Source organism: Paenibacillus sp. S28 (assembly GCF_016624415.1).
GTDB lineage: Bacteria > Bacillota > Bacilli > Paenibacillales > Paenibacillaceae > Paenibacillus_AQ > Paenibacillus_AQ favisporus.
In genome coordinates this window covers 39,096-65,335 of the sequence record NZ_JACVTM010000024.1, presented here as the reverse complement: position 1 = coordinate 65,335, position 26,240 = coordinate 39,096, and the positions used below count along the sequence as shown (strand labels likewise).

Below are 26,240 nucleotides of genomic sequence, written 5' to 3'. Positions count from 1 at the left end.
TCCTTGCGGTCTGCACAGCCACCGTAAGGACCTTACTCCCCCACTCGCCGCAGGCAGCAGCGGAGCGGCAGGAATCATGCCGGAGAAGCGTTAGCGGTCGCCTTTGTCCCCGAATTTTTACCTTCGATTCCATTCCCAAAAAATTCGGGGGCAACAGCGATCGGAGGCATGATCCGCACGTGGAGCGGGCTTCCCAAGCACGCACAGCTCACGCTCCGCCGCTGACCGCGGCGATCACTTCAGGTGGACCATATACGTCACATTGTTCGACTTCTCGCCTTCGTACACGGTCTGGTACACCATCAGCGACTTGCCGTCCGGGCTCCAGACGGCCGGGGAGTCATAGGCCTGGATCTCCGTGGACAGCGGCGTCGTTTTGCCGCTCGCCTTGTCGAACACGTACATGCCTTTCATGCCCTGCTCGCCCTCGGTGTACACCGAGAAGGCGATTTTGCTGCCGTCCGGCGACCAGCTCGGCCGGCCGAGAAGCGTTCCTTTGGCCACGGTTCCCAGCTTCTTGCCGCTGGCATCAATGAGCTGAAGCTCGGCGTCCTTGGTCGTGTTCCACTCGCGTTTCTCCAGGGCGATCGCGCTGCCGTCCGGCGACAGGCTGAATGTCACGACGCCTTCCTGGATCGTCTTGGCCTCAGGCGCCGATGCCGTAAACGACTTCAGCACGGTGTAGCCTGCGTGGACGCCCAAATAGTAATAACGGTCGCCCGCTTTGCTCGCCATGCGCGGCACGTTGTCGGACAGCTCCGGATCCGAGAATTGGATCGGGGTCCGTTTGCCCTGCAGGTCGATCAATTGAAGCTTGCTGTCATCCGTGCTGACGAGGACATGCTGCGGATCGGCCCAGAACATATCCGACAGCATGGAGAATGCGCCCGTTTTCGTTACGGTTCCGGAAGCCGCATCCAGGAGATAACCCCCGATATCGTACTTGTCTTTCGGGTTGCCCCCCGTAAAAAAGACATGCTCCCCGTCCGGCGACGCGGCGGCCAGATATTGACCGGCCGTGGCCGGATTTTCCGTCAACTTGCGTTCGATATTGGAGGCGAAGTCATGGATCATCAGCACATGATTTCGTTCCACGATGGCTTCGTGGTCCGACAGCCAGGTCCGACCGTACACGTCTTTAAGCTTTTCGATTTGCTCCACCTGGATTTCTCCGGTATTTTTCCGGCCTTCGGCGGCCGTATCTATAACGGTGATCTGCTTGCCCGGCTTGTCGATGACCTCCCGGCTTGCATTGCTCTGCGGCGAACCGCAGCCGGCCAAAAGCGCACCTGCCATCATCACGCCGATCACTGGAGGAAGTAGTTTATGTCGTTTCATCATGAGCTTCATCCCTTCCTGATTTCTTACCCCCATCCTACACGCCAATGATATCCGGCATACATCGAAATGTTTCCAAGTTGTAAACTTTTATTAAAAAAAGCATCAGCTGAAGCTCAGTTTATTCCCTGTGGTAGAGACATCGGCTATGTTCTCCTAGTCCTCCCTGCTGGAGTGCCGCGGAAACGAAACGATAAATGCGGTCTCCTCCGCATCCGAACGGATAAGTTCAAGCCGGCCCCCCTGCTTCTCCGCGAGCTGGGACGCCAGCGGCAGGCCTAGGCCGGTTCCGCCGGTGGAGCGGGCGCGGTCTTGGTGCAGCGTGGAGAAAGGCTCGAACAAATGCGCCCACCATTCCTGCGGAATGATCCGTCCCGTGTTGCGGACCGATACGCTCACCTTATCTTCCGAAACCCGGCTTTGAATGACAATCCGGCCGCCGGGTCGGTTGTATTTGATCGCATTATCCAGCAGATTCATAAAAATATGAATGAAATGGTCCCGGTCTCCCCATACCCGGGCAGGCACGAAGTCAGTCTGTATCGTTAAATCGTATTTGGTGGCCTTGGCGCTGATCCGGGATACGACATCCTGCAGCAGATCCGCAAGCTCCACCTCTTCCGCCTGGGATTCAAAATCGTACTTCTCCAGCAGCGACAATCGCAGCACGTCCTCGACCAATTGATACAACCGCTCGGACTCTTTGGCAATTGCACTGCGCGCTTCCTCGATCAGCTGCGGATCGTCACCGTACATGCCCAGCAGATCCGTATAAGCCTGGATCGACGTCAGCGGCGTTTTAAACTCGTGGCTCACGTTATTGATAAACTGTTTCTGCTGCTGCTCAAGTGCCTGCAGCTTCTCCACGGCCAATTGCAGATGGTGCTTTTCCTCCTGGAGCGCAGCCATATGCCCTTTGATGTCACGGCTCATATGCAGAATGCCGGTTCCGAGCTGCCCGAGCTCGTCTTTCCGCCGCAGCGGGGAGCGCTCCGGATACTCCCCGCGGGAGATCCGGTCCGCCTCCGCCTTCAGCTTCACGATGTCCCTAACCTGACGGTATACATAAATAAATCCCAGAATAAAGCTGAGCAGCAATACGATGCCGCCTGTCCAAACCAGCCGGTACGCCATCCGGTTATAAAATTCATGCTGCGCCTTCAGCGACGTATGGAGCTGAACAACCCCCAGCATGCCGTCAGGCCCCTGCATCGGCGCAAGATAGATTAGGGAATCCGCTTCGGTAATGTAGGCGATTTTACCTTTCAGCGCATAAGACAGGGCATCTCCGACATCCGGTTTTTCCGCCAGCGGCAGGGAATTGCCCACCTCTTGGCCCTTCGCGTCGTACAGGATCACCCGCATGTTGGTGGAAATGCCAAGGTCCACGGCCAGCTCCTGCCCCTGTTTTCCCATAAAATCCACCGGTTTCAACCGTTCGCCCGTCAAATAATCCTGCTTGACCCTCATTTCGGCTACGTCGGCCTGCCGCTGCAGGCTCTCTTCCATTTGCTCGCGCTGATTGGTCTTGATTCCGCTGAGTACAAGCCAGCTGAGCACGCCGGTCGTAAACACCAGCAGCACTGCCAGGAACAGCGGAAACTTCCATTTCAGGCCGAGGCTCATGTGCCTTCCTCCAGCGCCTTATAGCCGATCCCGTATACCGTCTGCAGCATATAGTGGGCGTCGCCCAGCTTTTTCCGCAGCCGCTGGATATGAATGTCCACCGTTCGGGTGCCTCCCGCATACTCCATGCCCCATACGAGATCTAACAGATCCTCACGGGTGTACACCCGCCCAGGATGAAACACGAGCAGCGACAGCAGATCGAATTCCTTCGGCGTCAGCTCCAGCAGCCGGCCGCTGAGTTCTGCTGTGCGTTTGGCGGCATGAACGGTCAGCTGTCCAAGCACGGCTTTTTTCCCGTCCGGCGCAGGCGCGGGATCTTCCACTTTATCCAGCCGGCGGACGATCGATTTCACACGTGCGACCAGCTCGCGGATATCGAACGGTTTGGTCATAAAATCGTCGGCCCCAAGCTCCAGTCCCAGAACCTTGTCGACGATATCGTTTTTAACGGTCAGCATTAATATGCCGAGTCCTTTGCGGTTTTCCAGCCGGCGCAGCACCTCATAGCCATTAGCCTTGGGCATCATGACGTCCAGCACCAGCATATCCGGGCGGAAGGCATCCGCCTGCTGCAGCGCCTCCACACCGTCCGCGGCCGTCTCAACGACGAACCCCTCCCGTTTGAGCGCATAGGAAATCGCGCTGCGGATGCTCGGCTCATCGTCGGCCACCAGAACTCTTTTTTCCTCCATCGACTATCACGTCACTTTCATCCGTTGATTATAAGCGGTGCCTGATTTTCTATCATTATAAGATATTGTGCACCATTCACAACATTTCTTGACCTAAGCACCTGCCCTTTGCAACACGCGGAAATTAAATGCGATCTTAAATGACCAGACAGGACGCAAAAAGGGACATGCCTGCCCGGCACATCCCTTCCCCCTATTTTAACGCGATTGATCTTCAGAAACCTTCACTTTGCCGGTCGATTGGCGGATAACCAGGCTGGCCGGCTCCATAATTTCCGGCGGCGAGTATTCCGGATTTTCGATCATGGAGATCAGATGCTCAATCGACCTTGCGCCGATATTGTGTATGTTCTGGTTCACAGTCGTCAGGCTTGGCTTAAACACCTTGGCCTCAAAAATGTTGTCAAAGCCGACAACCGAAACATCCCCGGGAACGGAAAATCCCCATGCTTCAATTTCATGAATCGCCCCCATCGCAGCCATATCCGAAGTACACACGACAGCCGTCGGGGGAGACTGAAGATGAAGGAGCTTTCTCATGGCGACCATGCCGCCTTCAAAAGAATAATCACACACTTCCAGATACTTGTCCCTGTATTCGATGGAACAGTCCGAAAGGCCCTGCTTATATCCCTGAAGCCGCCGTTCGGCTACCGTATGGCCGAGGGTACCAGCGATATAGGCGATATCCCGGTGACCCAGCCCGTACAGATGGGAGACAGCCATATGAACGCCGTTCACGTTATCCGACGTAATATTTCCGACCCGGTTTCCCATGACGTCCGTATCCACAAACATGGTAGGAATATCGGAGCGGATCAACTCGCCGATAATCCGGTGGTCCCGCTCCACGCCGAAGATGACGACCCCATCCAGGTTCCTGCTCTCACAGTGGTCGATAAAAGAATAGCTTTCGTCGTTAAGCCGGGCCGAGAGGCGCATGAGATCATAGCCGCTGTTCTCCAGCGCCGTTTTGATGCCTTCCAGCAGCTCGGCCACATAAGGGTTCGTAAAGGGAATGTTGATCAGCACACCCACGGTCCACGATCTCCCGGTGACGAGGCCGCGTGCAATGGCATTGGGCCGGTAACGAAGAAGCTCAATCGCCGATCTTACTTTTTTCCTTGTTTTATCGCTGACGTCCGGATAATGGTTAATGACTTTGGAAACGGTTGCGACAGATACTCCAGCCTCTTTCGCCACATCATGAATGGAAGCCACTATACAATCACCTCAAATACAAATCAGTTGCCGATCAATTCAAAAATTTACGATTTCGAATATTCATGATGACGAATCTATTATACCTGAATGGCGAATGATGAGGTACTGGAACAAATGAAGCTTCCTTGACGCTCCTCGTCGGTGTTTACTGGTGATTCTGAATCTCCGCCAGATCCAGCGTCAGCTTCTCGATCGTCTTCACGAAAGCCGCCAGCTCCTGGGAGCTCTCCGCCTGTGCCCGGGCATGGACCGATGTCTGCCGGGTTTCCTGCTGCACGCTCTCCAGCCGGACCATGATGCCCGACACTTTATCCTGGATCGTCTCCAGCGCTTCCCGCGAATGGGCTGCGAGCTTGCGCACCTCGCCGGCCACGACGGCAAAGCCTCTGCCGGAATCCCCGGCATGCGCCGCCTCGATCGCCGCGTTCAGTCCGAGCAGATGCGTCTGGTCGGCGATGCCCTTGATCAAGCCGCCCATGTTCTCGATTTGGGTGACATCCTCCTGCAGCTCGTCCATCAGCGAATGGGCCAGGTCCTGGGAAGCCGCGGTCACTTTCGCCGTCTCGGCGATTTGGCCGGCACTCTCATTCAGCTCGGCAATCATGCCGGTCAGCTGCTGAACAACTTCGGTTACCGCCCGGAGCACCTGCTCCCGCTCGTCGGCAAGCTCTTGGATTTTTTCCTTTTCCTTCATATCATAAGCTTCCAGAACCAATTGCGAATCGAGGTTGAACATCTTGGTCAGGGGATGGATCACCTCAATCCAGCGGTCCGGAATGGCCTTCTTGAACAGCTCAACGGCGATGTCCAAATAAACCATGTAGCTGCCGAGATAATAATCCGTATTTAAGCCAACGCGCGAATGTACCAGTCCGATGGCGATTCTTTTCTCCAAAAACGGCTCGTCAATTACACCTTCAGCCAGCGACATCCAGTATTCCCGCTGGGTCGTCTTCAGCCTGTCAATCGTCGTTTTCCGTTCAATGATGCGCATGAGCTCCGGCTCCGAAGTGATATGCCGATAAAAATGGTCCACGACTTCATCGACCACCTTGCTGAATACGGGCTGGTGCGTCCGCAGAATCTCCAAATCCTTTTCCGTCAGTCCAATAAATTTCAGCTGCTTATGCCGCGCTTCCGATACTTGAATCATGTAGAATGGCTCCTTTAGAATTTCCCTGATTATACCAATTTTAAACAATCTAACTTTGTCTATTATAGTCTATATCGACGACTAAACAACTAAAATATAGTGCATCCGACTTATATTTTTAGTACAGCTTTACGAATGAATTGGAATAGCTCGCGGTCCATTCCAAAATGAAGAGCCTATAATAATTTTCCACCATAAAAAAATGGCCCCCGATATGAATCAGGAGCCATTTTGACGCTGGAATAATTTGAGTTTCGGCTGATTACCGGTTCAGTAAGCTTCCTACATAGCGCAGCAGCTCGTTCGCGCATACCGGGCAGTAGCCGTGCTCGTCGATCAGCCGTTTGCTTACTTCGTTAATCCGCTTGAGCTGAGCGGCATCCGGCGTTTTGGTCGACGTCGTTATTTTTACGATATCCTTGAGGTCTGTAAACAGCTTCTTCTCGATCGCTTCGCGCAGACGGTCATGATTATGGTATTCGAACTTTTTGCCCTTGCGGGAATAAGACGAAATCCGGATGAGGATTTCTTCGCGGAACGCTTTTTTGGCATTTTCGGAAACGCCGATCTGCTCCTCGATGGAACGCATCAGCCTTTCGTCCGGATTCATCTCTTCATCGGTGAGCGGATCGCGGATTTTCGTCCAGTTGCAGAACGCCTCGATGTTGTCGAGGTAATTCTCGAACAGCGTTTTGGCCGACTCCTCAAAAGAATAGACAAAGGCCTTCTGCACTTCTTTTTTCGCCAGCTCGTCGTATTCTTTCCGGGCCACTGCGATGAAGTTCAGATAACGCTCCCGTTCGTCCTTCGTAATGGAGGCATGCTGGTCAAGCCCGTCTTTGATGGCCCGCAGCACATCCAGCGCGTTAATGCATTGAAGGTCCTGCTTAATCAAAGCACTGGAAATCCGGTTGATGACATACCGCGGATCGACGCCGGACATGCCTTCTTCCAAATATTCAGACTGCATTTCCTTCAAATCGGCTTCTTTATAGCCTTCGATCTCCTCGCCATCGTACATTCTCATCTTTTTGACGAGGTCCATTCCCTGCTTCTTCGTCTCCTTGAGACGGGTCAGAATGGAGAAAATCGCGGCGGAACGCAGCGCATGCGGCGCAATATGGATATGCTTCATGTCGCTTTGCGAAATGAGCTTGCCGTAAATCTTTTCTTCATCCGATACCTTCAGGTTATAAGGAATCGGCATGACGATCATCCGAGACTGCAGCGCTTCGTTTTTCTTGTTGGCGATAAAGGCCTTGTACTCCGATTCGTTCGTGTGGGCAACGATGAGCTCGTCGGCGGAAATAAGCGCGAACCGGCCTGCCTTGAAATTGCCTTCCTGCGTGAGCGAGAGCAGGTTCCACAGAAACTTCTCGTCGCATTTGAGCATTTCCTGAAATTCCATCAGGCCGCGGTTGGCCTTGTTCAGCTCTCCATCAAAACGGTAGGCGCGGGGGTCAGATTCCGAACCGTATTCCGTAATGGTAGAAAAGTCGATGCTGCCAGTCAGGTCGGCGATATCCTGGGACTTCGGATCCGAAGGGCTGAATGTACCGATACCGACACGGCTGTCTTCCGAGATCTGCACCCGGGTGACGGGCATTTTCTCGATGTCGCCGTCGTATTCGGTCCTCAGGCGCATTTGGCAGGAAGGGCATAAATTGCCTTCGATCCGCACACCCAGTTCTTTTTCCACTTCTGCCCTCAGCTCCAGCGGAATGAGATGAAGCGGTTCCTCATGCATCGGGCAGCCGTCAATGGCATATACCGCGCCTTGCGGTGTTCTTGAAAATTTCTCAAGGCCCCGCTTCAGCAGGGTCACAATCGTCGATTTCCCGCCGCTGACCGGCCCCATTAGCAGCAGAATCCGTTTACGGACGTCGAGCCTCCGGGCCGAGGAGTGGAAATACTCCTCCACCAGCTTTTCAATGGCACGATCCAGGCCGAAAATTTCCTGCTCAAAAAATTTATAACGTTTATGGCCGTTGACCTCTTCCACGCCGTATGATTTGATCATGTCATAGACGCGGGCATGCGCCGTCATCGCCGGTGATGGGTCCTGACGAAGAAGGTCGATGTATTCTTTAAAGGTGCCATTCCATGCCAGTTGATCGCTCTCTGCCCGATATGCCGCTACGCGTTCGAAAATATCCATGCAAGTACCTCCTATGACTCGGTTATGAAATCGCAAGCTACTCCTACAAAATGCGTCAAGGGTCAACTGCTCCCATCGATTCTTAAAAAGTGTATTACATACCTATGCGGGACCGTGGGATTAGTTGACCTCTTTTTTCGCCCATGTCAGATTGTCTTTTTCTATAAAAGCAAGGGTGCTGCGACTTTCCCGGCGGGATATCTGCCCTTAGGATTCGGGTTCTTCATTTGAAATGATATAATGAACAAAGAATTCAGAAGCGGATCACCGCAGAAGGAGAGCCTGAACATGTCCGTCCAGCATGAAACCGAACTTTACGAGCCATTGAAGGCTTTTTTTGAGCGGCAGGGCTACGAGGTCAAAGGCGAAGTTCGCCACTGCGACCTGGTGGGCCTGCATCCGGACGAGGAAGAGCCGCTGATCGTGGAAATGAAAAAGACGTTCAACCTCTCCCTGCTGCTGCAGGGAGTCGAACGTCTCAAGCTGAGTCCTCATGTATATTTGGCGGTGGAGCGCAACCGCAGCAAGCGGGGTGCCGTGAACCAGCGCTGGGATGACATCACCGGTTTATGCCGCAGGCTGGGCGTCGGTCTGATCACCGTCACCTTCTATAAAACCAAGAAGCCACTGGTGGAGGTGCTCTGCGAGCCGGGAACGCCTTACGTGCCAACCCGCAGGATGAAAGTCCGCAAGTCCCGGCTGCTCTACGAATTCCGCGAACGCAGCGGCGATTATAACGTCGGCGGCACCACCCGGGCGAAGCTGATGACGGCTTACCGGGAAAAAGCGCTTCGCGTCGCCGGTGCCCTCGCAGGCGCACCGGAAGGCGGCCTGTCGCCCGCGCATTTACGGGAGAAAAGCGGCGTGCCGAATGCGGCGGCCATCCTGCAGAACAACTATTACGGCTGGTTCCAGCGGATCTCCCGTGGCCGCTACCTCCTGACGCCGGCAGGCACCGCCGATTTGGAGCGCTATGCCGGCATCCTGGAGACGGGGGCATCCAGTTTGCCCGCTCTTGTGGAAGCGGCCACGCCGGCGCGCGCCTCACGTCGCAAAAAGACTTAGCTGCGCGCCGTAAATTCGCCGATCGCTTCGCCGATCAGACTCATGCCCAGCAGCAGCTCATCACGGCCGGGGTGGGTGAAATTCAGCCGAATCCAGCCGCTTCCCCGCCCGTCCGGGTAGCACAGCGTGCCGGGGAGAAAAGCTGCGCCCTTACCCAAGGCGCATTTCAAGAGGGCCAGACTGTCCAGCCCATCCGGCAGCTGAAGCCAGATAAACATCCCCCCCTTGGGGATGACGTAGCTGGCATCCTGCCATGCCGGCCGCTGCAGCAGCCCGTTCATCAGCTTCAGGCGGGTGTCGTATTCGCGGTTCAGCATTTTGATATGCTCATGAATATCGAAAGCGGAGGATTCCAGCATGTTGTGCAGGAAGCGCTGGTTCAGCGTGCTGGACTGCCAATCGGCCAGCTGCTTGGCGGCGGCCAGCATATCGATCAGCGGCCGGCTTCCGGCGGCCCAGCCCGTACGCAGCGCCGGAGCGATCGTTTTGCTGAACGAACCGATGTAGAGCACCCCCTGTCCGCTGCCCGAGCCGTCCAGCGCAAACAGGGAGGGATACAGACTGGTGAATTCCCGCTGCGATAACTTTTCAAAATGTAGATCCCCGTATGAATTGTCTTCTATAATGAGGATATTGTGCTCCCTGCACAGGTCAAGCACTTCCTTGCGCCGTTCTAAGCTCCATAGGACCCCCGTCGGATTGGAGAAATTCGGTGAGGCTACCAGCAGCTTCGGCTGCGTCCGCTCAATCTGTTCCAGCAAACGTTCCGGAATCAGGCCATTCTGATCGCTGTCCACCGGAATGACGATGGCCCCCTGCATTTTGAACACCTGCAAGTATCCCGGCGAAGCCGGACTTTCCACAAGCACGCGGTCCCCCGGCTCCACATAGACGCGGGCCAGCAGATCCATCGCCTGCTGCACGCCGGTCGTCAGCAGAATTTGATCCGGGCCCACATCGATGCGCTTCGTGCGCTTCCAATCCTCCGACAACCATTCGCGCAACGGCAAAAAGCCCTGCGGCTCCCCATACTGAAGTGCCGTAGGACTATTCGAAATCACTGCTGCCGCTGCTGCCTCCAGGGAAGATACGGGAAATAACTCTTCGGCCGGAAGCTCCTCTGCAAAAGAAATGAAGGATTCCCGATTTGCCAAGGACCGGATGAGATGAAGCGGTGACGACAGCATGACCTCCGTACGGGCTGCAAAGGAATACTGCATGGTCTCTCCTCCCATTTATCTCTTATTGGGTTCGGTCTCTCTATATAATTTACAACCCTAAAGTATGTATTCAGAGACGCATGGAATTATGCCGTATTCAAATGTACATCGCTCGCTTCTGGCGTGAATGAAGCGCAAATTTTTCGATGGCCTGGGCCCGTGTGGACACCCCCAGCTTGACGTAAATTTTGCGCAGGTAGTTATCGATGGATCTTCGGCTGACGGTAATTTCCGTTGCGATCTTATCGTAGGTAATCCCCTGTACGATCCGTTCCATAATAAAAATCTCCGTCTCGGTCAGATCAAACATCCCTTCCGCCGAGGGAGCCGCCTGCATCTGCCAGATCCCCTGCTTCAGCCATTCAATCGGCAGGGCGGCAAAACCTTCGCGCAGCCCGTCGATCATCAGCATGAGCTGGGAGGCAGAGGCCTGTTTCGACAAAATCCCGCTCCCCCCGTGATGAATGATCGGATGCAGCAGCTTCAAACCGTCATGATCCGTCAAGATGAGGACATGGCTCTCCGGAGAACTGCTCTTCAGCTTCTCCAGCAGCGGTTCCGCCGTTCCCTCGGGCATCTGGTAGTCCAACAGAACCAAATCGGGCTGGTGCTCGATCACCAGCACCAATCCTTCGTCCCAGGTTGAGGCCATCCCCGTTACCTTCAGATTCTCCCGTTCCTCCAGTATCAACTTGGTGCCCAGCATACTTGTGGGGTGGCTATCGATAATCACAACCCGCCAAACTCTCGTCATTTCAATGGTAACCTCCTGGTACTGATCGTATTGAATATAAAGTACAGCAGCGTTTCTCCCCCGCTAACAAGCGCGTTAAACGCTTGTTTTAAGACGTTTCTATTTTCATATCAAGGCAAGCTAAACGGTTATGTATTACCTAAATCTATCAGTCTTAAACAGATTGTATCGCACCCCTATTATTTCGTGCAATCTATTTTTAGGTATTTTTATGACTTGTATTCATTTTTGCGAAAATAATAGGGTAATGATAGAATGGGGACTGGAAAAAATTCTACGAAAACCGAGGTGATGACATTGCAAACTTCGACAGGGCCTTCCGCACCATTCGGAAACCAGCCCAAGAGGGAGAAGCAGCCCTCCGTCAAGTTCGTGCTCCTGATATGGATACTGCTGATTGTACTGGGCATCGGCGCTGCCTATTTATATAGCAATCATGTGAAACAGGAAATGATAAAGCAGCTTCAGGCAAGTACGGAAAACCAGATGAACGATTTGAAAAAAAGTTACGAGGCTCAGTTTAACGAACTGGCGGGGCAAGTTAAAGAGCTGGAGAGCAAGGTGCAGTCCTTTAATGAACTGCTGACGTTCACTAAGGATAACGCCACGAGCAAAACCGATAACAGCAACAAGCTGTACACCCAGCTGAACGAAGTGAAGAAACAGCTGGACACGCTGCAGAAAAAGATGGATCTGCTCAAATGAATGTAAGCATCAAACAGATCAACCGATTTTTTCTGCTCGTGACCGCTCCGTTCGTTGGATTGTTCATCTATTTGCTGTTCAGCCTAGGTTCCCTACATATCCAGGTCGATACCGCAGCGTACGTTCCGGCAGATACGCTCAAGCCGCATACCGACTCGCTGCTGAAGGAGCTGGACAAGGCCGACAAAACCGTGAAAGTAACCATTTCGTCCATCAGCAAGACGTCCAGACTATACAAGCAGACGACTTCAGCGATGAATGCCATCGAAGCGACGGCCAAGACACAAGCCGGACGTCCCGAGTTCATCTACAATAAACGGATTACGTCCAAGCTCGGCGTCCCTATTGAACGCGTCGATAGCGACCGAATCCGGATCGAGCTCTACAAGGTCAACCCGGGTGTGTATAATGGATATGCCATGAAGGTGAAGCTCAAGGATCCCTCTGCCATGGGCATGAGCCTTGCCAAGGACAAGCTGGGAAGCTCCGAAACGACGCTGCAGGCCGTAAGCCGGCACGGCGCCGTGGCCGGGATCAATGCCGGAGGATTTGCCGACACCAGCGGCAAGCGTTATCCGCTCAGCACCACCGTCATGAATGGAGAGTATCTTACGGGATTCCAGTCCAGCTTCAAGGATCTCTTCTTCGTGGGGCTGAACAAATCCGGCAAGCTTATCGGCGGCAAGTTCCAGAATCAGTCCGAACTGGACCGCCTGCAGCCCAAATTCGGGGCGACCTTCGTGCCCATGCTGCTTAAAAACGGCCAGCCCGTTGAAATCCCGCTCAAATGGAAGCAGTCTCCCAACCGTGCGCCGCGGACCGTGATCGGCAAATACAAAGACGACCAGCTGCTGATCATCGTCGTGGATGGGCGCAACGAAAACGGCAGTTCGGGAGCCACCCTCCAAGAGCTGCAGAGTAAAATGTTCCATCTCGGCATAATCGATGCCTATAATCTGGATGGCGGGGGCTCTTCGACCCTGGTGCTGAACGGCAGGGTGGTCAACCACCCGTCGGACGGCAGCATGCGCCCGGTCCCGACCAACTTTTTATTTTATAAATAATGTATCCTTAAGCTGCAAAAAAATTATGAACAAAATGACGAATTCATTTATTTTTCCAGCAAGTGTGGGTATAATAGGCTTATTGAGCAATGGTAGTTCAGCGGGAGGTGGCCTTAAATGTCGTTCTCATTAACTTTTTGGATTTGTATGGTGGTGCTGCTAATGTTCCTGGTCGGCATCCTAACCGCAGCTTATAACGATGATAAAACTAAAGGACTGTAAGGCCGAAGAGGCTTCCTGTATAGGAAGCCTTTTTTCATGGAAACCTGATCCATAAAAGCGAAGTTATAAACAGACATGGCTATAAAAGAAAAACACCACGAAAAACTCGTGATGCCCAAATGAAAGTTATGCATGCTTTTGCAATTGCAGCATGTCGGATTGACACTGGCCGCAAATATACCGCTCTTTGAATTCCGTCACTTCGTCCATCGAACCGCAAAACACGCATTTCGGACGGTAACGTTCCAGAATGATGTGGTCCCCCTGCACCAGAATCTCGACAGGATCTCCTTCGTTCATCTGATAACGTTTTCTAAGCGACTTCGGCAGGACGATTCTTCCGAGCTGATCTACCTTGCGTACAACACCGGCAGGTTTCATGTTCAACACCTCTCCCTATGACTAATCGAATGTAAAGTGATTAGAAAGTACCCCCTGTGATCATTATTCATACTTTCCAATCCAGAAATATGGGTCTTTTCTAATAGTTCGATGTGACGATGTCGAATCCTGCTCCGGATTAAAATTTTATTACTTTATTTTAGAAGCTGAATTTTTCCGTGTATTGTATCTAAATACAGTCCTTATTCCATCCCCGGATAATCGAGCTGCCGCAGCGCTTCATACACGATGATCGCCGCCGAATTGGACAGGTTCAATGACCGGACCTTATCCGTCATCGGCATGCGCATACACGTATCAGGGTTGGCGGCAAGCAGTTCCTCCGGAAGTCCCTTCGTTTCCTTGCCGAACACGAGAAAATCCTCGTCCTGGAACTGAAAGTCCGTGTATCGTTTGTCGGCTTTTGTCGTCGCATAGAAGAAACGCCGGCCGGCGTACATCTCCTGCACCTCTGCAAAAGATTCATGGTATTCAATATGAACCGCATACCAGTAATCCAGACCCGCGCGCTTCAACGTCGCGTCATCGGTGCGAAAACCAAGCGGCTTCACGAGATGCAGGTGAGCTCCCGTCGCTGCGCAGGTTCTGGCGATATTTCCGGTATTAGCGGGAATTTCAGGTTCAACAAGTACGATGTGCAATGCCATAGATCGTTTTCCACTCCATTCATTTTCTATACAAAATGAACTAAGGTTTAATCTTGCTTCTTCTGTTTAGTTCAAATTATATTGTTAAAGTTTAAAAAGCCTCTCGCCGAATAACGGCGAAAGGCGCTCACTCATGGATGTTCTGGCTTCAGGCTTCATTACCCATGATTCTTTTGAAAATGGTTCATAAAATCAGCCAGTGCTTTAACATTCTCGTAAGGAACGGCGTTGTAAATCGAAGCGCGCAGACCGCCGACGCTGCGGTGTCCCTTCAGACCTACAAAACCTTCCTGTTCCGATTCCTTAATAAACTGCTTCTCCAGCTCTTCGGAAGGAAGACGGAATGTAATATTCATAATCGAGCGGCTGCCCGCCTCTACCGGTCCGCGGTAGAAGCCTTCGCTGCTATCTATTGTACCATAAATCAAGCCGGCTTTCTCCCGGTTGATCTTCTCCACTCCGGCTAGAGAGCCTTGTTCTTCGATCCACTTCAGCACTTCGTTGACCATGTATACCGAAAAGGATGGTGGGGTGTTGTAAAGAGAGTTGTTCGCCGCATGCGTGCTGTAGCGCAGCATCGTCGGAATATGCTTCGGCGACTCGGCCAGCAGCTCTTCCCGGGCGATGACGACCGTTACGCCGGAAGGTCCCAGGTTCTTTTGCGCTCCCGCATAGATAAAGTCGAACTGATTGACGTCGAACTCGCGGCACAGGATGTCACTGGACATGTCCGCAATCAGCGGTACGCTGCCTGTATCCGGATACTGCTGGTACTGGCTGCCTTCGATCGTTTCATTGGACGTTACGTGCAGGTATGCGGCATTTTCCGGAATTTCGATGCTGCTCAGATCCGGAATCGACATAAACTTATTGTTCTCCGAAGAAGCGGCAATATGCGTCTCCCCGATCAAGCGCGCTTCCTTCTCCGCTTTGCTGGCCCAGTTGCCTGTCAAGACATAGCTTCCGGTCTTGCCGGCTGTCAGAAAGTTCATTGGCACCATCGCAAACTGGGTGCTGGCACCCCCCTGCAGAAACAGCACCTTGTATCCCGAAGGATTGCCCAGGAGAGACAGCAGACGGCTTTGCGCTTCGTTATGGACTTCCTCGTAGACCTTGCCGCGGTGCGACATCTCCATGATGGACATCCCTGTCCCCCGGAAATCCACGAATTCAGCTTGTGCGCGTTCCAGCACTTCCAGCGGCAATGCAGCAGGGCCGGCGTTAAAATTGTATGCTCTCTTTGTCAAAACAACTCCCCATCCTCTCTCTTATCGCAAATGATAATATGGCAATGATAGCAGTATTCCCAAGGGCCATCAAGTACAAAAAAGCACATAGTATGACGCCTTGCGGACGTTTGTTTTTATCTATTACTTTAACACAATTTATTTAACGGAGTAAAGCGCTGCAGGAAATGGCAGATCAAAAGTCGACAGCTTTCGGCAGAACCAGCCCGATAGCCGTCATCACCGGAGTTTTCCCAACAGTCCTAAATTGCCTCCCTGAGTAGCCCCACACTTACTCCTCTGCTTAGCGGAGCGGACACCGCAATTCCGGAGCAGCGCAGCGGTCGCCTTTGTTTTCCCGTTTCTACCGCAAACAGCGGCTAAATTCAGGAAACGGGAAAACAACACGCGAGTGGAGGAATGCGGTGGACGCGAACGCTGGCCCGGCATGGCATATGCTGCCGCATGCAGGCTTGGCTCTCCTTGGCAGATACATCCCCCTCTTCATAGAGGCTGCTGACGTGTTGTCTCCCTGAGCACCAACACAACTGCTTCCCTGAGCCGCCCACACTTACTCCTCCACCCAGCGGAGCGGACACCGCAATTCCGGAACAGTGGAACGGTCGCCTTTGTTTTCCCGTTTCTACCGCGGACAGCGACTAAGTTCAAGAAACGGGAAAACAACACGCGAGTGGAGGAATGCGGAGTACGCGCAGCGTCCCCCACACCAACACGCGAGTGGAGGAATGCGGAGTACGCGCAGCGTCCCCCAAACAAAGAGGCTGCCCCTCCAGTCATCCCTGACCGGAGAGGGCAGCCATTTCTTGATACGAATTAGCAGTCGAAGTACAGACCGTACTCGTGCGGATGCACGCGGATCGAAACGGCTTTCGCTTCAGCACGCTTCAGGCTAACGAAGTTATCAATGAATTCTTTGGTGAATACGCCGCCTTCCAGAAGGAAGTCGTAATCAGCTTCCAGAGCGTCCAATGCTTCGTCCAGGGTGCCCGGTACGCTGCGGATTTCCGCTTTTTGATCGTCGGAGAGCTCATAGATGTTTTTGTCCATCGGTCCATATCCGAGCTCAACCGGATTGATTTTGCGCTTGATACCGTCCAGACCGGCCATCAGCATAGCCGAGAAGGCCAGGTAAGGGTTCGCTGTGGAGTCCGGCGTACGGAACTCGATGCGGCAGCCTTTAGGCGTAACAGCGGCGACTGGAATACGGATCGCTGCCGAACGGTTACCTTTCGAGAACACGAGGTTAACCGGTGCTTCGTAGCCAGGAACCAGACGCTTGAAGGAGTTTGTCGACGGGTTCGTGATGGCGATCAAGGCCGGAGCATGATACAGGATACCGCCGATGTAGTTCAGCGCCATTTCGCTCAGGTTCGCATAAGCGCCTTTTTCATAGAACAAAGGCTCGTCGCCATTGAAGATGGACTGGTGAACGTGCATGCCGCTTCCGTTGTCGCCAAAGATCGGTTTTGGCATGAAAGTAGCCACTTTACCGTATTGACGGGCTGTGTTATGAACGATGTATTTGTACAGCAAGAGGTTATCCGCTGTTTTCTTCAGGGTATCGAAACGGAAATTGATTTCCGCTTGGCCAGCAGTGGCCACTTCATGGTGATGACGCTCGATGCGGAGGCCGGCTTCTTCCAGCAAACGACACATTTCGCTGCGGATGTCTTGTTGGGTGTCGACTGGTGCAACAGGAACGTATCCGCCTTTCACGCGTACTTTGAAGCCAAGGTTGCCGCCTTCTTCTTTACGGTTCGTGTTCCACGAAGCTTCTTCGGAATCCACGAAGTAAGAAGAACTGTTCATGCCGCTTTCGTAACGGACGTCGTCAAAAATAAAGAATTCGGATTCAGGTGCAAAGAAGGCTGCCGTACCAACGCCGCACTGTTGCAGATACTCTTCGGCTTTGGCTGCAATGCTACGCGGATCGCGCTCATAGCGCTCGCCGTCCGGCGTGTTGATGTTACACATGATGTTCAGTGTCGGATGAGCGGTGAATGGATCGACAAAAATCGATTCCGGATCTGGCATCATAACCATATCCGATTCTTCGATTCCCCGGAAACCGGCGATGGAAGAGCCGTCGAACGCAACCCCGTTCACGAACGTTTCTTCATCCACTTCAGAGGCAGGCAAAGAAATGTGATGCGCACGGCCAGCCAAATCTACGAAACGGAAATCCACCCACTCAATTGCTTTCTCCTGAATTGTTTTTAATACGTTTTCAACCGACATGCTCTCTTCCTCCCAATTTCCGAACATTTCCCCGCATTTAAAACGTAAACGTTCAGTATCTAATGATTTATGTCGTCATTATAAAACTTCAAACCTGACATCGTCAATATGTATGTAAGGTATTTTTAAAAATGGTGTGAGGTATCCTTACACTTTTCAACACTTTATTTGCACTAATTGCAAATAGCCTGCACGGACCGATTTTCTGGGGAAAATCAGCCGGCAGGCTTAGATGTCGATACGGTATTACCGGGGAAATATTATACCCCTACTTTAAAGGCTTCAGCAGGCGCCTTGGACGTATTGAATGTGCGCCCGACGAGCGGAGCCAGCTTCTCCAGGTCTTTAAGAAGCGCGGCGAACTGGTCCGGGAACAGCGACTGCACGCCGTCTCCGGTCATCGAGTTGTCCGGGTCTGTATGCATCTCGATAATCAGTCCGTTAGCCCCAGCTGCAACCGAGGCTTTGGACATAGGCTCAACCAGCTCTCTGCGGCCCGTGCCATGGCTCGGATCGGAAATGACCGGCAGATGGCTCAGCTGCTGCAGGACAGGAATAGCCGAAAGATCCAGCGTATTGCGGGTATAGCTTTCGAATGTACGGATTCCGCGCTCACAGAGCATGACGTCCGGGTTGCCGCCAGCAAGGATGTATTCCGCCGCATTCAGCAGCTCATCGTAGGTGGCGCTGAAACCGCGCTTGAGCAGTACCGGTTTACCGCAAGTTCCCAGCTTGCGCAGCAGGTCAAAGTTCTGCATATTCCGCGTACCCACCTGCAAAATATCAGCATATTCGGCGCAGATATCCACGTATTCCGGTGTCATGACTTCCGTAATAGTCAGCAGGCCGTGCTTTTGTCCGGCTTCAGCCATCATAATAAGACCTTCGACACCGATCCCCTGGAAGCTGTATGGTCCTGTCCGTGGCTTGAAGGCCCCACCTCTCAGCACCTGTCCGCCGGCAGCCTTCACCAAGCCCGCAATTTCGTCGATCTGCTCGGGGGATTCAACCGCACAGGGTCCTCCCATGACGACGAGCTCGTCGCCGCCGATTTCCACGCCTTTTATCTTGATCACCGTGTTCTCCGGATGAAAATCACGGCTTGCCAATTTGTATGATTTGGTAATCTTCACTACATTCTCTACTCCCTTCATTTGACGCAGGTGCTCAGCAAGCTGCGGGTTGACCTGACCGATCAGCCCAATGACCGTCCGGTCTGCGCCTTTGGAAACAGAAGCCTGCAGTCCTTCCTTCTCAATCACACGCACAATATCCGCAATTTGTTCTTCCGGAGTCGTATTGGATGTAATTACGATCATGGCTATCATTCCTCCTGTGAAGCGCCTCGCTTCAGCGTACGCTTCTAGTATATTTTCAAATGATTCGGTATCTTTATCTGGTCTACCGTTCTCGCCTCTCACTTCACTAATACGCTTAAACGCGTTTTCGCTTTTAAGCTTTTATCCGCTAAAGCAACTATATCGGAAATCCACCTATCCGTCAACCCTAAATCTAAAATGGGCATCATCCCCTGCCGATCTGGTCTATTTTCTTCTGTAGGGCCAGTTCATATCAGGGACAGCAAATCACCATGGTCTAGAAACAAAAAAGAAGCAGGCTCCCATTAAAGGAAGCCTGCTTCATCTCATTCGTTATTACGCCTTGGTGCTACCTGCCGCTTTTACGGGCGGAAGCAGTTTCTTCATATTGACCGTGCGCTTGATTTCCCACGTATCCGGATTCTCCGGATCGTATTGTTCCAAATATGCGATCACTTCCTTGGTGATCGGGGTCGGCGTGGAGGCGCCGGAAGTGACAGCCACTTTGGATATGCCTTCAAGCCATTCGCGTTTCAGCTCGGTAATGTCGGCAATCCGGTAAGCCTTGACGTTGGCAATTTCTTCGGAGACTTGGGCCAGCCGGTTGGAGTTGTTGCTCCGCGGGTCGCCGACAACGATCACCAGATCCGCTTGTCCAGCCTGCTCCGCGACCGCTTCCTGCCGCACCTGGGTGGCCAGGCAGATCTCATTGTGAACCTCGGCGGACGGGTACAGCTCCAGCAGCTTTTTCATAATGGCCTTAATGTCCCATTGGCTCATCGTCGTCTGGTTCGTAATAATGATGCGGGAGGCGGATATGCGCAGATTGGCAACCTCGTCTTCCTTCTCGATCAGATGAACGTGATCCGGCGCAATGCCGATGGCGCCTTCGGGTTCGGGATGGCCCTTCTTGCCGATATAAATCACCTCATACCCTTCCGCCACCTTCTCGCGGATCAGGTCATGAGTCTTGGTGACGTCCGGACAAGTCGCGTCAACGGTCGTAAGACCTTTGTCCCGGGCCAGCTTCCGGACTTCCGGCGAAACGCCGTGGGCGGTAAAGATAACCGTACCACTGTCCACCTGGTTCAGGATCTCCACCCGGTTCGGTCCGTCGAGCGTGATGATACCATCGTCTTCAAAAGAATTCGTGACATGACTGTTGTGAACGATCATGCCCAATATATAAATCGGCCGGGGGAGGTCCAGGTTCTGGGCCGCCTGGCGCGCCAGCACCATGGCATCGACCACGCCGTAGCAGTACCCCCGGGGCGAAATTTTAATCACTTCCATGACTTTCACCTGCTTTCTCTGGCATGCCTTATCCTAACCATTATACCCTATTCCAAAGGGACGGGAAAGACGACCGGCAGCCAGATAATGAAGGTGGTACCTTCTCCTTGACGAGTAACGACCTCGACCGAGCCGTTCAGCTCGTCGATAATCCATTTGGCGATGGACAGGCCCAGCCCGATGCCCTCCGTCATGCCGCGGGACTGATCCGCACGATAGAAGCGGTCAAAGATATATGGTACCTCGTCCTTGTCCATGCCGATGCCCGTATCGGCAATCCGGATGCCCACCTGATCTTCATACAGCAATGCGTCAAACGTCACTTGCCCTTCAGGCGTATACTTAAATGCGTTTTCAATAAAAATGAACAGCATCTGCTGCATATAGTCCTTATTGCCGTTGACATATACGCCGTTCAGGATCGAAAAATCACCGGTAATCCAATCGGCCTGCCGCGGCAGGAATTGGGCCCTTCTGGCCACTTCCTCCACGAGGATTTCGAGCGGAATCGGCTGCTTGTCAAACGTCCGTCCCGTGTCGGCCCGGGCCAGAGAGAGCATGTCGCCGACGAGTCGGCTCATCCGCTTGGATTCGTCGGCAATGTCGCTGATGGCCTCCCGGGTCATCTGCTTCAGTGTCGCTTCGTCCAGCTTCGGACGGTCTCCTTCCTCGTCCGACCACATCTTCTCCAGAAGGTCCACGTTGCCGCGAATTGTCGTCAGCGGTGTCCGCAGCTCATGCGAAGCGTCGGATACGAACCGGCGCTGCGTCGCGTAAGATTCCTCGAGATTTTTATAAAAGCCTTCCATGCGCCCCAGCATACTGTTGACCGTGTCGATCAACTGCCCGACTTCATCCTGGGGTCCGTCATAATCAATGCGGACGCTGAGGTCCTGACCGTTCTGGATCTGGCTCGCCGCCTCGATAACGTTGCCGATCGGGCTCATCGATTTGCGGGCCAGGAACAAACCGAGCGAGGAGGCCACAATGATCATAATCGTTGCGCTGATGACCAGAATATTCCGCAGCAGGGTCAACAGTTCCACTTCATGTCCCGTATAAATGGCTACCTGAAGCATTGCGATAACCTGACCGGTATTGCTTTCCGTAATGGTGCGCTGATATAAGTAAAAAGGATTTCCCTGAATATACGCGGGTTTAAAACCCTGCTGTTTCACCGCATGGTCGTAGTCGGGATAAGGAAATTTGATATTTAAAGCCCCCAGATTTTCGGATACGGATAATTTATTATTCACGTAATCAATCATCTGTACGTAAGTTTGCGAGGCCAAATCGGAAGGCGCCGAGAAACTCAAATAATTACCGTTGCGATCATTCCAGTTCAAAACTACGGCCGGCTTGATTTTATCAAATTGCTGAGCCAGCCGGTCCCTTACGGAGTTATACGTATTAAAATGAACGACCCCATAGACCGCCGAACCGAACACGATCAGCGTTACGGCCAAGATGGCGGTGTACCAGGCGGTCAAACGCAATCTTATGGACATCTCTTATGAATCCCCTCTCAGGATATAACCTGCGCCGCGGATCGTTTGAATGACACGCTTCCCTCCGTGTTCTTCCGTCTTCTGACGGAGCATCGCAATGTACACTTCTAGCACGTTGGACTCACCGCTGTAATCGTAACCCCAGATTTTATCCATAATTAAGTCGCGGGACAGCACCCGCTTCGGATTTTGCATGAATAAATGAAGAAGTTCAAATTCCTTGGCCGTCAGCTCGAGGCGCTTGCCGCCCCGCAGCACTTCCCGGGAGTCGACGTCCAGCACGATGTCCTCATAGGTCAACCGGTGGTCGCCGGCTTCCTCCTGCCCCGGCTTCCGGCGCAGCAGCGCGCGCACTCTGGCCAGCAGCTCTTCCAGTGCAAACGGCTTGACGAGATAATCGTCCGCCCCAAGGTCAAGCCCTTTGACCCGGTGCTCGATTTCATCCTTGGCGGTGAGCATCAGGATCGGCACCTGACTGCCGCCTTCCCGAAGCCTGCGGCACACTTCAAATCCGTCCACCTGCGGCATCATGACGTCCAGCACGACGATATCGGGTTCCCCGTTCAAAATGACCTTCAGTCCCTCTGCCCCATTGTTAGCGGTAATGACGTCGTACCCTTCAAATGCCAGCCCCCTGCGCAGCATGGAAATGATCTTTTCATCATCGTCAATAATCAAAATTTTCGATCGCATTAACGGACTACTCCTTTATCTCTTTATCTTGTATCATGGCACAAGCCTCTGCTTCTTATTGTAGCAGTGAACATTTTCCTTTGCACCATGGTACGACAACAGCGGAAGGGAGTTCCCTTCCGCTGTCATCTCGTAGCGTATGGTTTACTGGCCGCTGACCGCGTTGTTGTCCGTGAATTTATTTTTGTCGCCGATGGTGACCTGCAGGTCCATCTTCTTGTTGTTGCGGACGATGTTCAGCGTCACTTTCGTGCCGACCTTTTGTTTCTGGATAAATGCGGTCAGATCGGAATTGGTTTTATAGGCCGTACCGTTCACGCCGGTAATAATGTCGTAAGGGCGGAGGTCTGCTTCGTAAGCCGGGGATTTGTAAACAACCTCGGCGACGACAGAGCCCTCTTTAACATCGGAATCCATTTGCTTAGCCACTTCTTCAGTCATCGTCATCAAGGACGCACCGATAAATGGAACCGGATCCTTCGGAATTTCCTGGTTTTTCTCCAGCTTGTCGACGACATTCTTGATCGTGCTTGTCGGGATCGCGAAGCCGATGCCTTGGGAATCGGCGCTGACGGCTACGTTCATGCCGATGACTTGGCCGCTCAGGTTGAGCAGCGGTCCGCCGGAGTTACCCGGGTTGATCGAAGCGTCGGTTTGCAGCAGATGCTGATATTTGCGTGTGCCGCTGCCCGATTCCTCGCTGATATCGATGGAACGTTCGCGGGCGCTCAGTACGCCTGTCGTTACCGTATGGTCAAAGCCCTGCGGGTTACCGATCGCTACAACCGGCTCACCGACTTTCAGGCTCGAAGAATCGCCGAGCGGTACTGTCGGGAAGTTGTTGTTGCCTTCGATTTTCAGAACGGCAAGGTCGAGATCTTTGCTGCTGCCCAGAAGCTTCGCTTCGTAGGTCTTCTCGTCGTTCTCGATGGTTACCTGAATGACGTCGGCGTTCTCGACCACGTGCTGATTGGTCAGGATATAACCTTCCTTGTTGTAGATAAAGCCGGAACCGATGCCGTAAGGAACGAGCTGCGAAGAATTCGAACCCGAACCCGAGCCTTGGGATTGGGAATCCGATCCCGATCCGCCGTAACCCGAATCGCCGCCGAACTGGTCTCCGAAGAAGTAGGAGAACGGATCATTCAGGTAAGGATTACTTTGAGAATTGGTACGGCTACTCTGTTTAACGAGCGTTTCAATTTTAACGACCGCCGGGCCCGCTTCTTGTACTACCCCGGATACATCCGTCGGCTTTGAAAGCGGCAGCGAAGTCGTATTCGCCTTGCCAGTAGTCTCGCTGTTATCGGCTGCAGCCGATACTGTCGTGGCAGCCTGTTCGGACGTGAGCGACGTGTTAGGCGTAAAAAGATTCATGCGATCCGCCGTAAACATCAGCCCGGTGATGACAACCATGCCGGCAAGGAAGGAAATCAGCACTGTTTTAACCGATGTCTTCGGACGCTGGTTAAACTGCCAATTACTGCCGTTACCGCCGCCATTGTTACCGCTACCGCCACCCGAACCTCCGCTGCGTCCGGGGCTGCCGGACTCGCCGGAGCTGTGGTACTGGCTGGAGGTTACCGGAAGCTGTCTGACCGGATTCGGAGGAGTGATCTCCACTTCCTCCGAGTGCGGCCTGTCGGAGGATTCACTGCCTGGATGCTCTGTATTGTTGTCTTTTCCAAGGGACTTAAACGGCCCGTAGGAATAGTAATAAGATGAATTATTCGAATCGGAAGACGGCTGTTCACGCTTTGTTGGCTCTTGATCAAACGAATCTTCCGGCTGGCCAAATCTGTTTCTTTCGTCCATGTGATTCATGCCTCCTGCTTTCCCTGATTTATAGCGTTCCGTAAGGGATATTGTTTAACTGTTTATATCATGTACTATAAACCTTAATGACAGATTAAAAACAATTAAAAAGCAGATAAAACATGTCGGGAAAGGCTATGACTGCACCCATCCTTTGCGGTGGGCGTAGATGGCCAGCTGCGTCCGGTCTTCCAGCTCGCATTTCATCAGCAGGTTGCTCACATGGGTCTTAACTGTTTTGATGCTGATATGCAGCTCCTCAGCGATATCCTTATTGCTTTTGCCTTCGGCGACGAGCAGCAGCACTTCCTTCTCGCGTTCGGTCATCCCGGTGGAATCCCCCTGAACGGTCCGCTGGCGGATGCCTCTAGTCAGCGCCTGGGACACATCCCCCGTCATGACCGGCATGCCCCGGTTGGCCCCTTGCAGCGCATAGATCAGTTCGTCGGCCGAGACGGTCTTCAGCACGTAGCTGACAGCTCCGGCTTCCACCGCGTCCACCACCAGGTCGTCTTCGAGAAAGCTCGTCAAAATGACGATTTTGATCGAAGGGTATTTCGCCAGAACGGCCCGCGTCGCTTCGGCACCGTTCATTACCGGCATCATTAGATCCATCAGCACCAGATCGGGATGCTCCTCCTGCGGCCGCTGGTCCAGCCAGTCCAGCAGCTCTTTGCCATTGCCCGCTTCCCCGATCACTTCAAAGGAAGGCTCCAGCATCAAATATGTTTTCAGTCCCATTCTGACCATATCGTGATCATCCACGATGACCACCTTCACGCTCTCTGCCATTTCGATTTCCCCCTGCCTGTATTGATGAACCGTTCAAGATAAACTTATGTAAACTTCGGTATATGTACACGGATGGTCGTGCCCGAACCTTGGCGGCTCATAATTTCGACCTGTCCGCCCAGCTTCTCGGCCCGCTCCCGCATCGTTGAAAGTCCGTACGATCCCGGTCTGTGCGGAATCGAGTCAAATCCCTGGCCGTCGTCACTGATGCTGAGCACCACCTGCCGGCTCTCTTCGCGAAGCGACATGCTGACCAGTCTGGCGTGGGCATGCTTCACAATATTCGCCACCGCTTCCTGAATGATCAGAAACAGCTGATGCTCGATCGCTTCCGACAGGCTGCCCTTCAGTTCGACCTCCTTCATGCCCTTGAGGCCGTTCTGGCGGCAGTAGTCCGGGAACCAAACTTCCAGCGCTTCAGCCAGGCTCTTGCCCTCCAGCTCGACGGGACGAAGCTGCGCAATCAGCGCCCGCATCTGCTTCTGGGCCATCTGGGACATCGTGATGAGCTGCTCCATAACGACTTTGCCCTGCTCCTCGTTTCGTTCAAGCACCCTCGGCAGCGACGACGCCGACATATGAATAGCGAACAGCTGCTGGCTGACGGTATCGTGCAGATCCCGGGCCATCCGCCGGCGCTCCTCGATAACAGCCGATTCCGCGGCTTTTTCCTTTTCGATGACTTCCTGCTCGCCCATCCGCTGCAGAAGCTCCATTTTCTTTTCAATCGAATCCATCACATTGTTGAACTCATGATAGAGCCGGGCAAACGTCGGGTCATCGGTTTCGCCGATCCGTACCGACAGATTCCCTTTGGAAACCTGAAGCATGTTAAGCTCCAGCACATCGATGCGCCTCTGAATCCGCTGTCCGGCCATGTATCCGATGATGATCGACAACAGCAGAAACCCCAGGCAGGAATAAATCCATACCCAGGTTCCTTTAATAACGAGATATCCGCTGTCGCTGCCGATATAGAAAATCGCCGTCATCAGAAGGCCGGTCAGCAGGAAGTAAAACAGCAGCATCCATTTGGTATTTTTCATGATACTTTTCATCCGA

Annotated in this window: 22 protein-coding genes; 3 read left to right on the top strand and 19 right to left on the bottom strand. The window is 53.1% G+C overall.

The features are described from left to right. Nucleotides 1–234: 234 nt before the first annotated feature. The 6 genes from IAE55_RS31310 to IAE55_RS31285 all read right to left on the bottom strand — a co-directional run bounded on the left by IAE55_RS31310 (nt 235) and on the right by IAE55_RS31285 (nt 8,194). Complete coding sequence (locus IAE55_RS31310) at nt 235–1,341, bottom strand: PD40 domain-containing protein (RefSeq protein ID WP_181152662.1); 1,107 nt, start codon at nt 1,339–1,341, stop codon at nt 235–237. Between the two features lie 153 nt (nt 1,342–1,494). Next, a complete protein-coding gene (locus tag IAE55_RS31305) occupies nt 1,495–2,964 on the bottom strand; it encodes a sensor histidine kinase (RefSeq protein ID WP_200634791.1) in 1,470 nt (489 codons plus the stop codon). Then, nucleotides 2,961–3,659: a response regulator transcription factor gene (locus tag IAE55_RS31300; RefSeq protein ID WP_200634790.1), complete on the bottom strand. Its 699-nt coding sequence runs from the start codon at nt 3,657–3,659 to the stop codon at nt 2,961–2,963. The genes IAE55_RS31305 and IAE55_RS31300 overlap by 4 nt, the downstream gene beginning before the upstream one ends. Nucleotides 3,660–3,857: 198 nt before the next feature. Further along, nucleotides 3,858–4,880 carry a LacI family DNA-binding transcriptional regulator gene (locus tag IAE55_RS31295; RefSeq protein WP_200634789.1) on the bottom strand — a complete coding sequence of 341 codons (1,023 nt, stop codon included), beginning with the start codon at nt 4,878–4,880 and terminating at the stop codon, nt 3,858–3,860. A 148-nt stretch (nt 4,881–5,028) separates the two neighbouring features. Next, nucleotides 5,029–6,036, bottom strand: a complete 1,008-nt coding sequence (locus IAE55_RS34320; protein WP_089545748.1) for a globin-coupled sensor protein — start codon at nt 6,034–6,036, stop codon at nt 5,029–5,031. Between the two features lie 262 nt (nt 6,037–6,298). Then, complete coding sequence (locus IAE55_RS31285) at nt 6,299–8,194, bottom strand: PrkA family serine protein kinase (protein ID WP_145160279.1); 1,896 nt, start codon at nt 8,192–8,194, stop codon at nt 6,299–6,301. Between the two features lie 288 nt (nt 8,195–8,482). On the opposite strand from IAE55_RS31285, the gene IAE55_RS31280 reads away from it, so the two are divergent. Next, a complete protein-coding gene (locus tag IAE55_RS31280; protein WP_200634788.1) occupies nt 8,483–9,259 on the top strand; it encodes a DUF2161 domain-containing phosphodiesterase in 777 nt (258 codons plus the stop codon). Here IAE55_RS31280 and IAE55_RS31275 read toward each other — a convergent pair. After that, complete coding sequence (locus tag IAE55_RS31275) at nt 9,256–10,479, bottom strand: aminotransferase-like domain-containing protein (protein WP_200634787.1); 1,224 nt, start codon at nt 10,477–10,479, stop codon at nt 9,256–9,258. The genes IAE55_RS31280 and IAE55_RS31275 overlap by 4 nt on opposite strands. Nucleotides 10,480–10,576: 97 nt before the next feature. Then, nucleotides 10,577–11,233 carry a response regulator transcription factor gene (locus tag IAE55_RS31270; protein WP_076170630.1) on the bottom strand — a complete coding sequence of 219 codons (657 nt, stop codon included), beginning with the start codon at nt 11,231–11,233 and terminating at the stop codon, nt 10,577–10,579. 297 nt (nt 11,234–11,530) lie between these two features. On the opposite strand from IAE55_RS31270, the gene IAE55_RS31265 reads away from it, so the two are divergent. Then, a complete protein-coding gene (locus IAE55_RS31265; RefSeq protein WP_234490003.1) occupies nt 11,531–11,938 on the top strand; it encodes a hypothetical protein in 408 nt (135 codons plus the stop codon). After that, nucleotides 11,935–13,002 (top strand): phosphodiester glycosidase family protein, encoded by a 1,068-nt coding sequence (locus IAE55_RS31260; RefSeq protein ID WP_200634786.1) that lies wholly within the window; start codon nt 11,935–11,937, stop codon nt 13,000–13,002. The genes IAE55_RS31265 and IAE55_RS31260 overlap by 4 nt, the downstream gene beginning before the upstream one ends. 348 nt (nt 13,003–13,350) lie before the next feature. Here IAE55_RS31260 and IAE55_RS31255 read toward each other — a convergent pair whose 3' ends face one another. The 11 genes from IAE55_RS31255 to IAE55_RS31205 form a co-directional block, all read right to left on the bottom strand. Continuing rightward, a complete protein-coding gene (locus IAE55_RS31255) occupies nt 13,351–13,605 on the bottom strand; it encodes an AbrB/MazE/SpoVT family DNA-binding domain-containing protein (protein ID WP_076170632.1) in 255 nt (84 codons plus the stop codon). A gap of 203 nt (nt 13,606–13,808) precedes the next feature. Continuing rightward, nucleotides 13,809–14,273 (bottom strand): tRNA (uridine(34)/cytosine(34)/5-carboxymethylaminomethyluridine(34)-2'-O)-methyltransferase TrmL, encoded by a 465-nt coding sequence (gene trmL / locus IAE55_RS31250; RefSeq protein ID WP_076170633.1) that lies wholly within the window; start codon nt 14,271–14,273, stop codon nt 13,809–13,811. Nucleotides 14,274–14,431: 158 nt separating this feature from the next. Then, the gene (serC, locus tag IAE55_RS31245) at nt 14,432–15,520 is read right to left on the bottom strand and encodes a 3-phosphoserine/phosphohydroxythreonine transaminase (RefSeq protein ID WP_200634785.1); all 1,089 of its coding nucleotides are present in this window, start codon (nt 15,518–15,520) and stop codon (nt 14,432–14,434) included. 813 nt (nt 15,521–16,333) lie between these two features. Next, nucleotides 16,334–17,758 carry a type I glutamate--ammonia ligase gene (gene glnA, locus IAE55_RS31240; RefSeq protein WP_076170635.1) on the bottom strand — a complete coding sequence of 475 codons (1,425 nt, stop codon included), beginning with the start codon at nt 17,756–17,758 and terminating at the stop codon, nt 16,334–16,336. A 260-nt stretch (nt 17,759–18,018) separates the two neighbouring features. Further along, nucleotides 18,019–19,077 carry a 3-deoxy-7-phosphoheptulonate synthase gene (gene aroF / locus IAE55_RS31235; RefSeq protein ID WP_145946913.1) on the bottom strand — a complete coding sequence of 353 codons (1,059 nt, stop codon included), beginning with the start codon at nt 19,075–19,077 and terminating at the stop codon, nt 18,019–18,021. Nucleotides 19,078–19,413: 336 nt separating this feature from the next. Further along, entirely contained in the window at nt 19,414–20,370 is a 957-nt protein-coding gene (locus IAE55_RS31230; RefSeq protein WP_200634784.1) for a 4-hydroxy-3-methylbut-2-enyl diphosphate reductase, read from the bottom strand. 47 nt (nt 20,371–20,417) lie between these two features. Next, nucleotides 20,418–21,878: a sensor histidine kinase gene (locus IAE55_RS31225; RefSeq protein ID WP_105441831.1), complete on the bottom strand. Its 1,461-nt coding sequence runs from the start codon at nt 21,876–21,878 to the stop codon at nt 20,418–20,420. Nucleotides 21,879–21,881: 3 nt separating this feature from the next. Then, on the bottom strand, nt 21,882–22,571 hold the full coding sequence (locus tag IAE55_RS31220; RefSeq protein WP_076170639.1) for a response regulator transcription factor: 690 nt from the start codon (nt 22,569–22,571) through the stop codon (nt 21,882–21,884). Between the two features lie 144 nt (nt 22,572–22,715). Next, nucleotides 22,716–24,386, bottom strand: coding sequence for a S1C family serine protease (locus IAE55_RS31215; protein WP_200634783.1), 1,671 nt, complete (start codon nt 24,384–24,386; stop codon nt 22,716–22,718). Between the two features lie 135 nt (nt 24,387–24,521). After that, nucleotides 24,522–25,178, bottom strand: a complete 657-nt coding sequence (locus IAE55_RS31210) for a response regulator (protein WP_145946910.1) — start codon at nt 25,176–25,178, stop codon at nt 24,522–24,524. 44 nt (nt 25,179–25,222) lie between these two features. Beyond that, complete coding sequence (locus tag IAE55_RS31205) at nt 25,223–26,236, bottom strand: sensor histidine kinase (protein ID WP_105441833.1); 1,014 nt, start codon at nt 26,234–26,236, stop codon at nt 25,223–25,225. Nucleotides 26,237–26,240 lie beyond the last annotated feature (4 nt).

What these genes read in the sequence shown, in the direction of transcription:
- IAE55_RS31310 (WP_181152662.1), bottom strand. Translation starts at nt 1,341, where the DNA reads ATGATGAAACGACATAAACTACTTCCTCCAGTGATCGGCGTGATGATG.
- IAE55_RS31305 (WP_200634791.1), bottom strand. Translation starts at nt 2,964, where the DNA reads ATGAGCCTCGGCCTGAAATGGAAGTTTCCGCTGTTCCTGGCAGTGCTG.
- IAE55_RS31300 (WP_200634790.1), bottom strand. Translation starts at nt 3,659, where the DNA reads ATGGAGGAAAAAAGAGTTCTGGTGGCCGACGATGAGCCGAGCATCCGC.
- IAE55_RS34320 (WP_089545748.1), bottom strand. Translation starts at nt 6,036, where the DNA reads ATGATTCAAGTATCGGAAGCGCGGCATAAGCAGCTGAAATTTATTGGA.
- IAE55_RS31285 (WP_145160279.1), bottom strand. Translation starts at nt 8,194, where the DNA reads ATGGATATTTTCGAACGCGTAGCGGCATATCGGGCAGAGAGCGATCAA.
- IAE55_RS31280 (WP_200634788.1), top strand. Translation starts at nt 8,483, where the DNA reads ATGTCCGTCCAGCATGAAACCGAACTTTACGAGCCATTGAAGGCTTTT.
- IAE55_RS31275 (WP_200634787.1), bottom strand. Translation starts at nt 10,479, where the DNA reads ATGCAGTATTCCTTTGCAGCCCGTACGGAGGTCATGCTGTCGTCACCG.
- IAE55_RS31270 (WP_076170630.1), bottom strand. Translation starts at nt 11,233, where the DNA reads ATGACGAGAGTTTGGCGGGTTGTGATTATCGATAGCCACCCCACAAGT.
- IAE55_RS31260 (WP_200634786.1), top strand. Translation starts at nt 11,935, where the DNA reads ATGAATGTAAGCATCAAACAGATCAACCGATTTTTTCTGCTCGTGACC.
- IAE55_RS31255 (WP_076170632.1), bottom strand. Translation starts at nt 13,605, where the DNA reads ATGAAACCTGCCGGTGTTGTACGCAAGGTAGATCAGCTCGGAAGAATC.
- trmL (WP_076170633.1), bottom strand. Translation starts at nt 14,273, where the DNA reads ATGGCATTGCACATCGTACTTGTTGAACCTGAAATTCCCGCTAATACC.
- glnA (WP_076170635.1), bottom strand. Translation starts at nt 17,758, where the DNA reads ATGTCGGTTGAAAACGTATTAAAAACAATTCAGGAGAAAGCAATTGAG.
- aroF (WP_145946913.1), bottom strand. Translation starts at nt 19,077, where the DNA reads ATGATCGTAATTACATCCAATACGACTCCGGAAGAACAAATTGCGGAT.
- IAE55_RS31230 (WP_200634784.1), bottom strand. Translation starts at nt 20,370, where the DNA reads ATGGAAGTGATTAAAATTTCGCCCCGGGGGTACTGCTACGGCGTGGTC.
- IAE55_RS31225 (WP_105441831.1), bottom strand. Translation starts at nt 21,878, where the DNA reads ATGTCCATAAGATTGCGTTTGACCGCCTGGTACACCGCCATCTTGGCC.
- IAE55_RS31220 (WP_076170639.1), bottom strand. Translation starts at nt 22,571, where the DNA reads ATGCGATCGAAAATTTTGATTATTGACGATGATGAAAAGATCATTTCC.
- IAE55_RS31215 (WP_200634783.1), bottom strand. Translation starts at nt 24,386, where the DNA reads ATGGACGAAAGAAACAGATTTGGCCAGCCGGAAGATTCGTTTGATCAA.
- IAE55_RS31210 (WP_145946910.1), bottom strand. Translation starts at nt 25,178, where the DNA reads ATGGCAGAGAGCGTGAAGGTGGTCATCGTGGATGATCACGATATGGTC.
- IAE55_RS31205 (WP_105441833.1), bottom strand. Translation starts at nt 26,236, where the DNA reads ATGAAAAGTATCATGAAAAATACCAAATGGATGCTGCTGTTTTACTTC.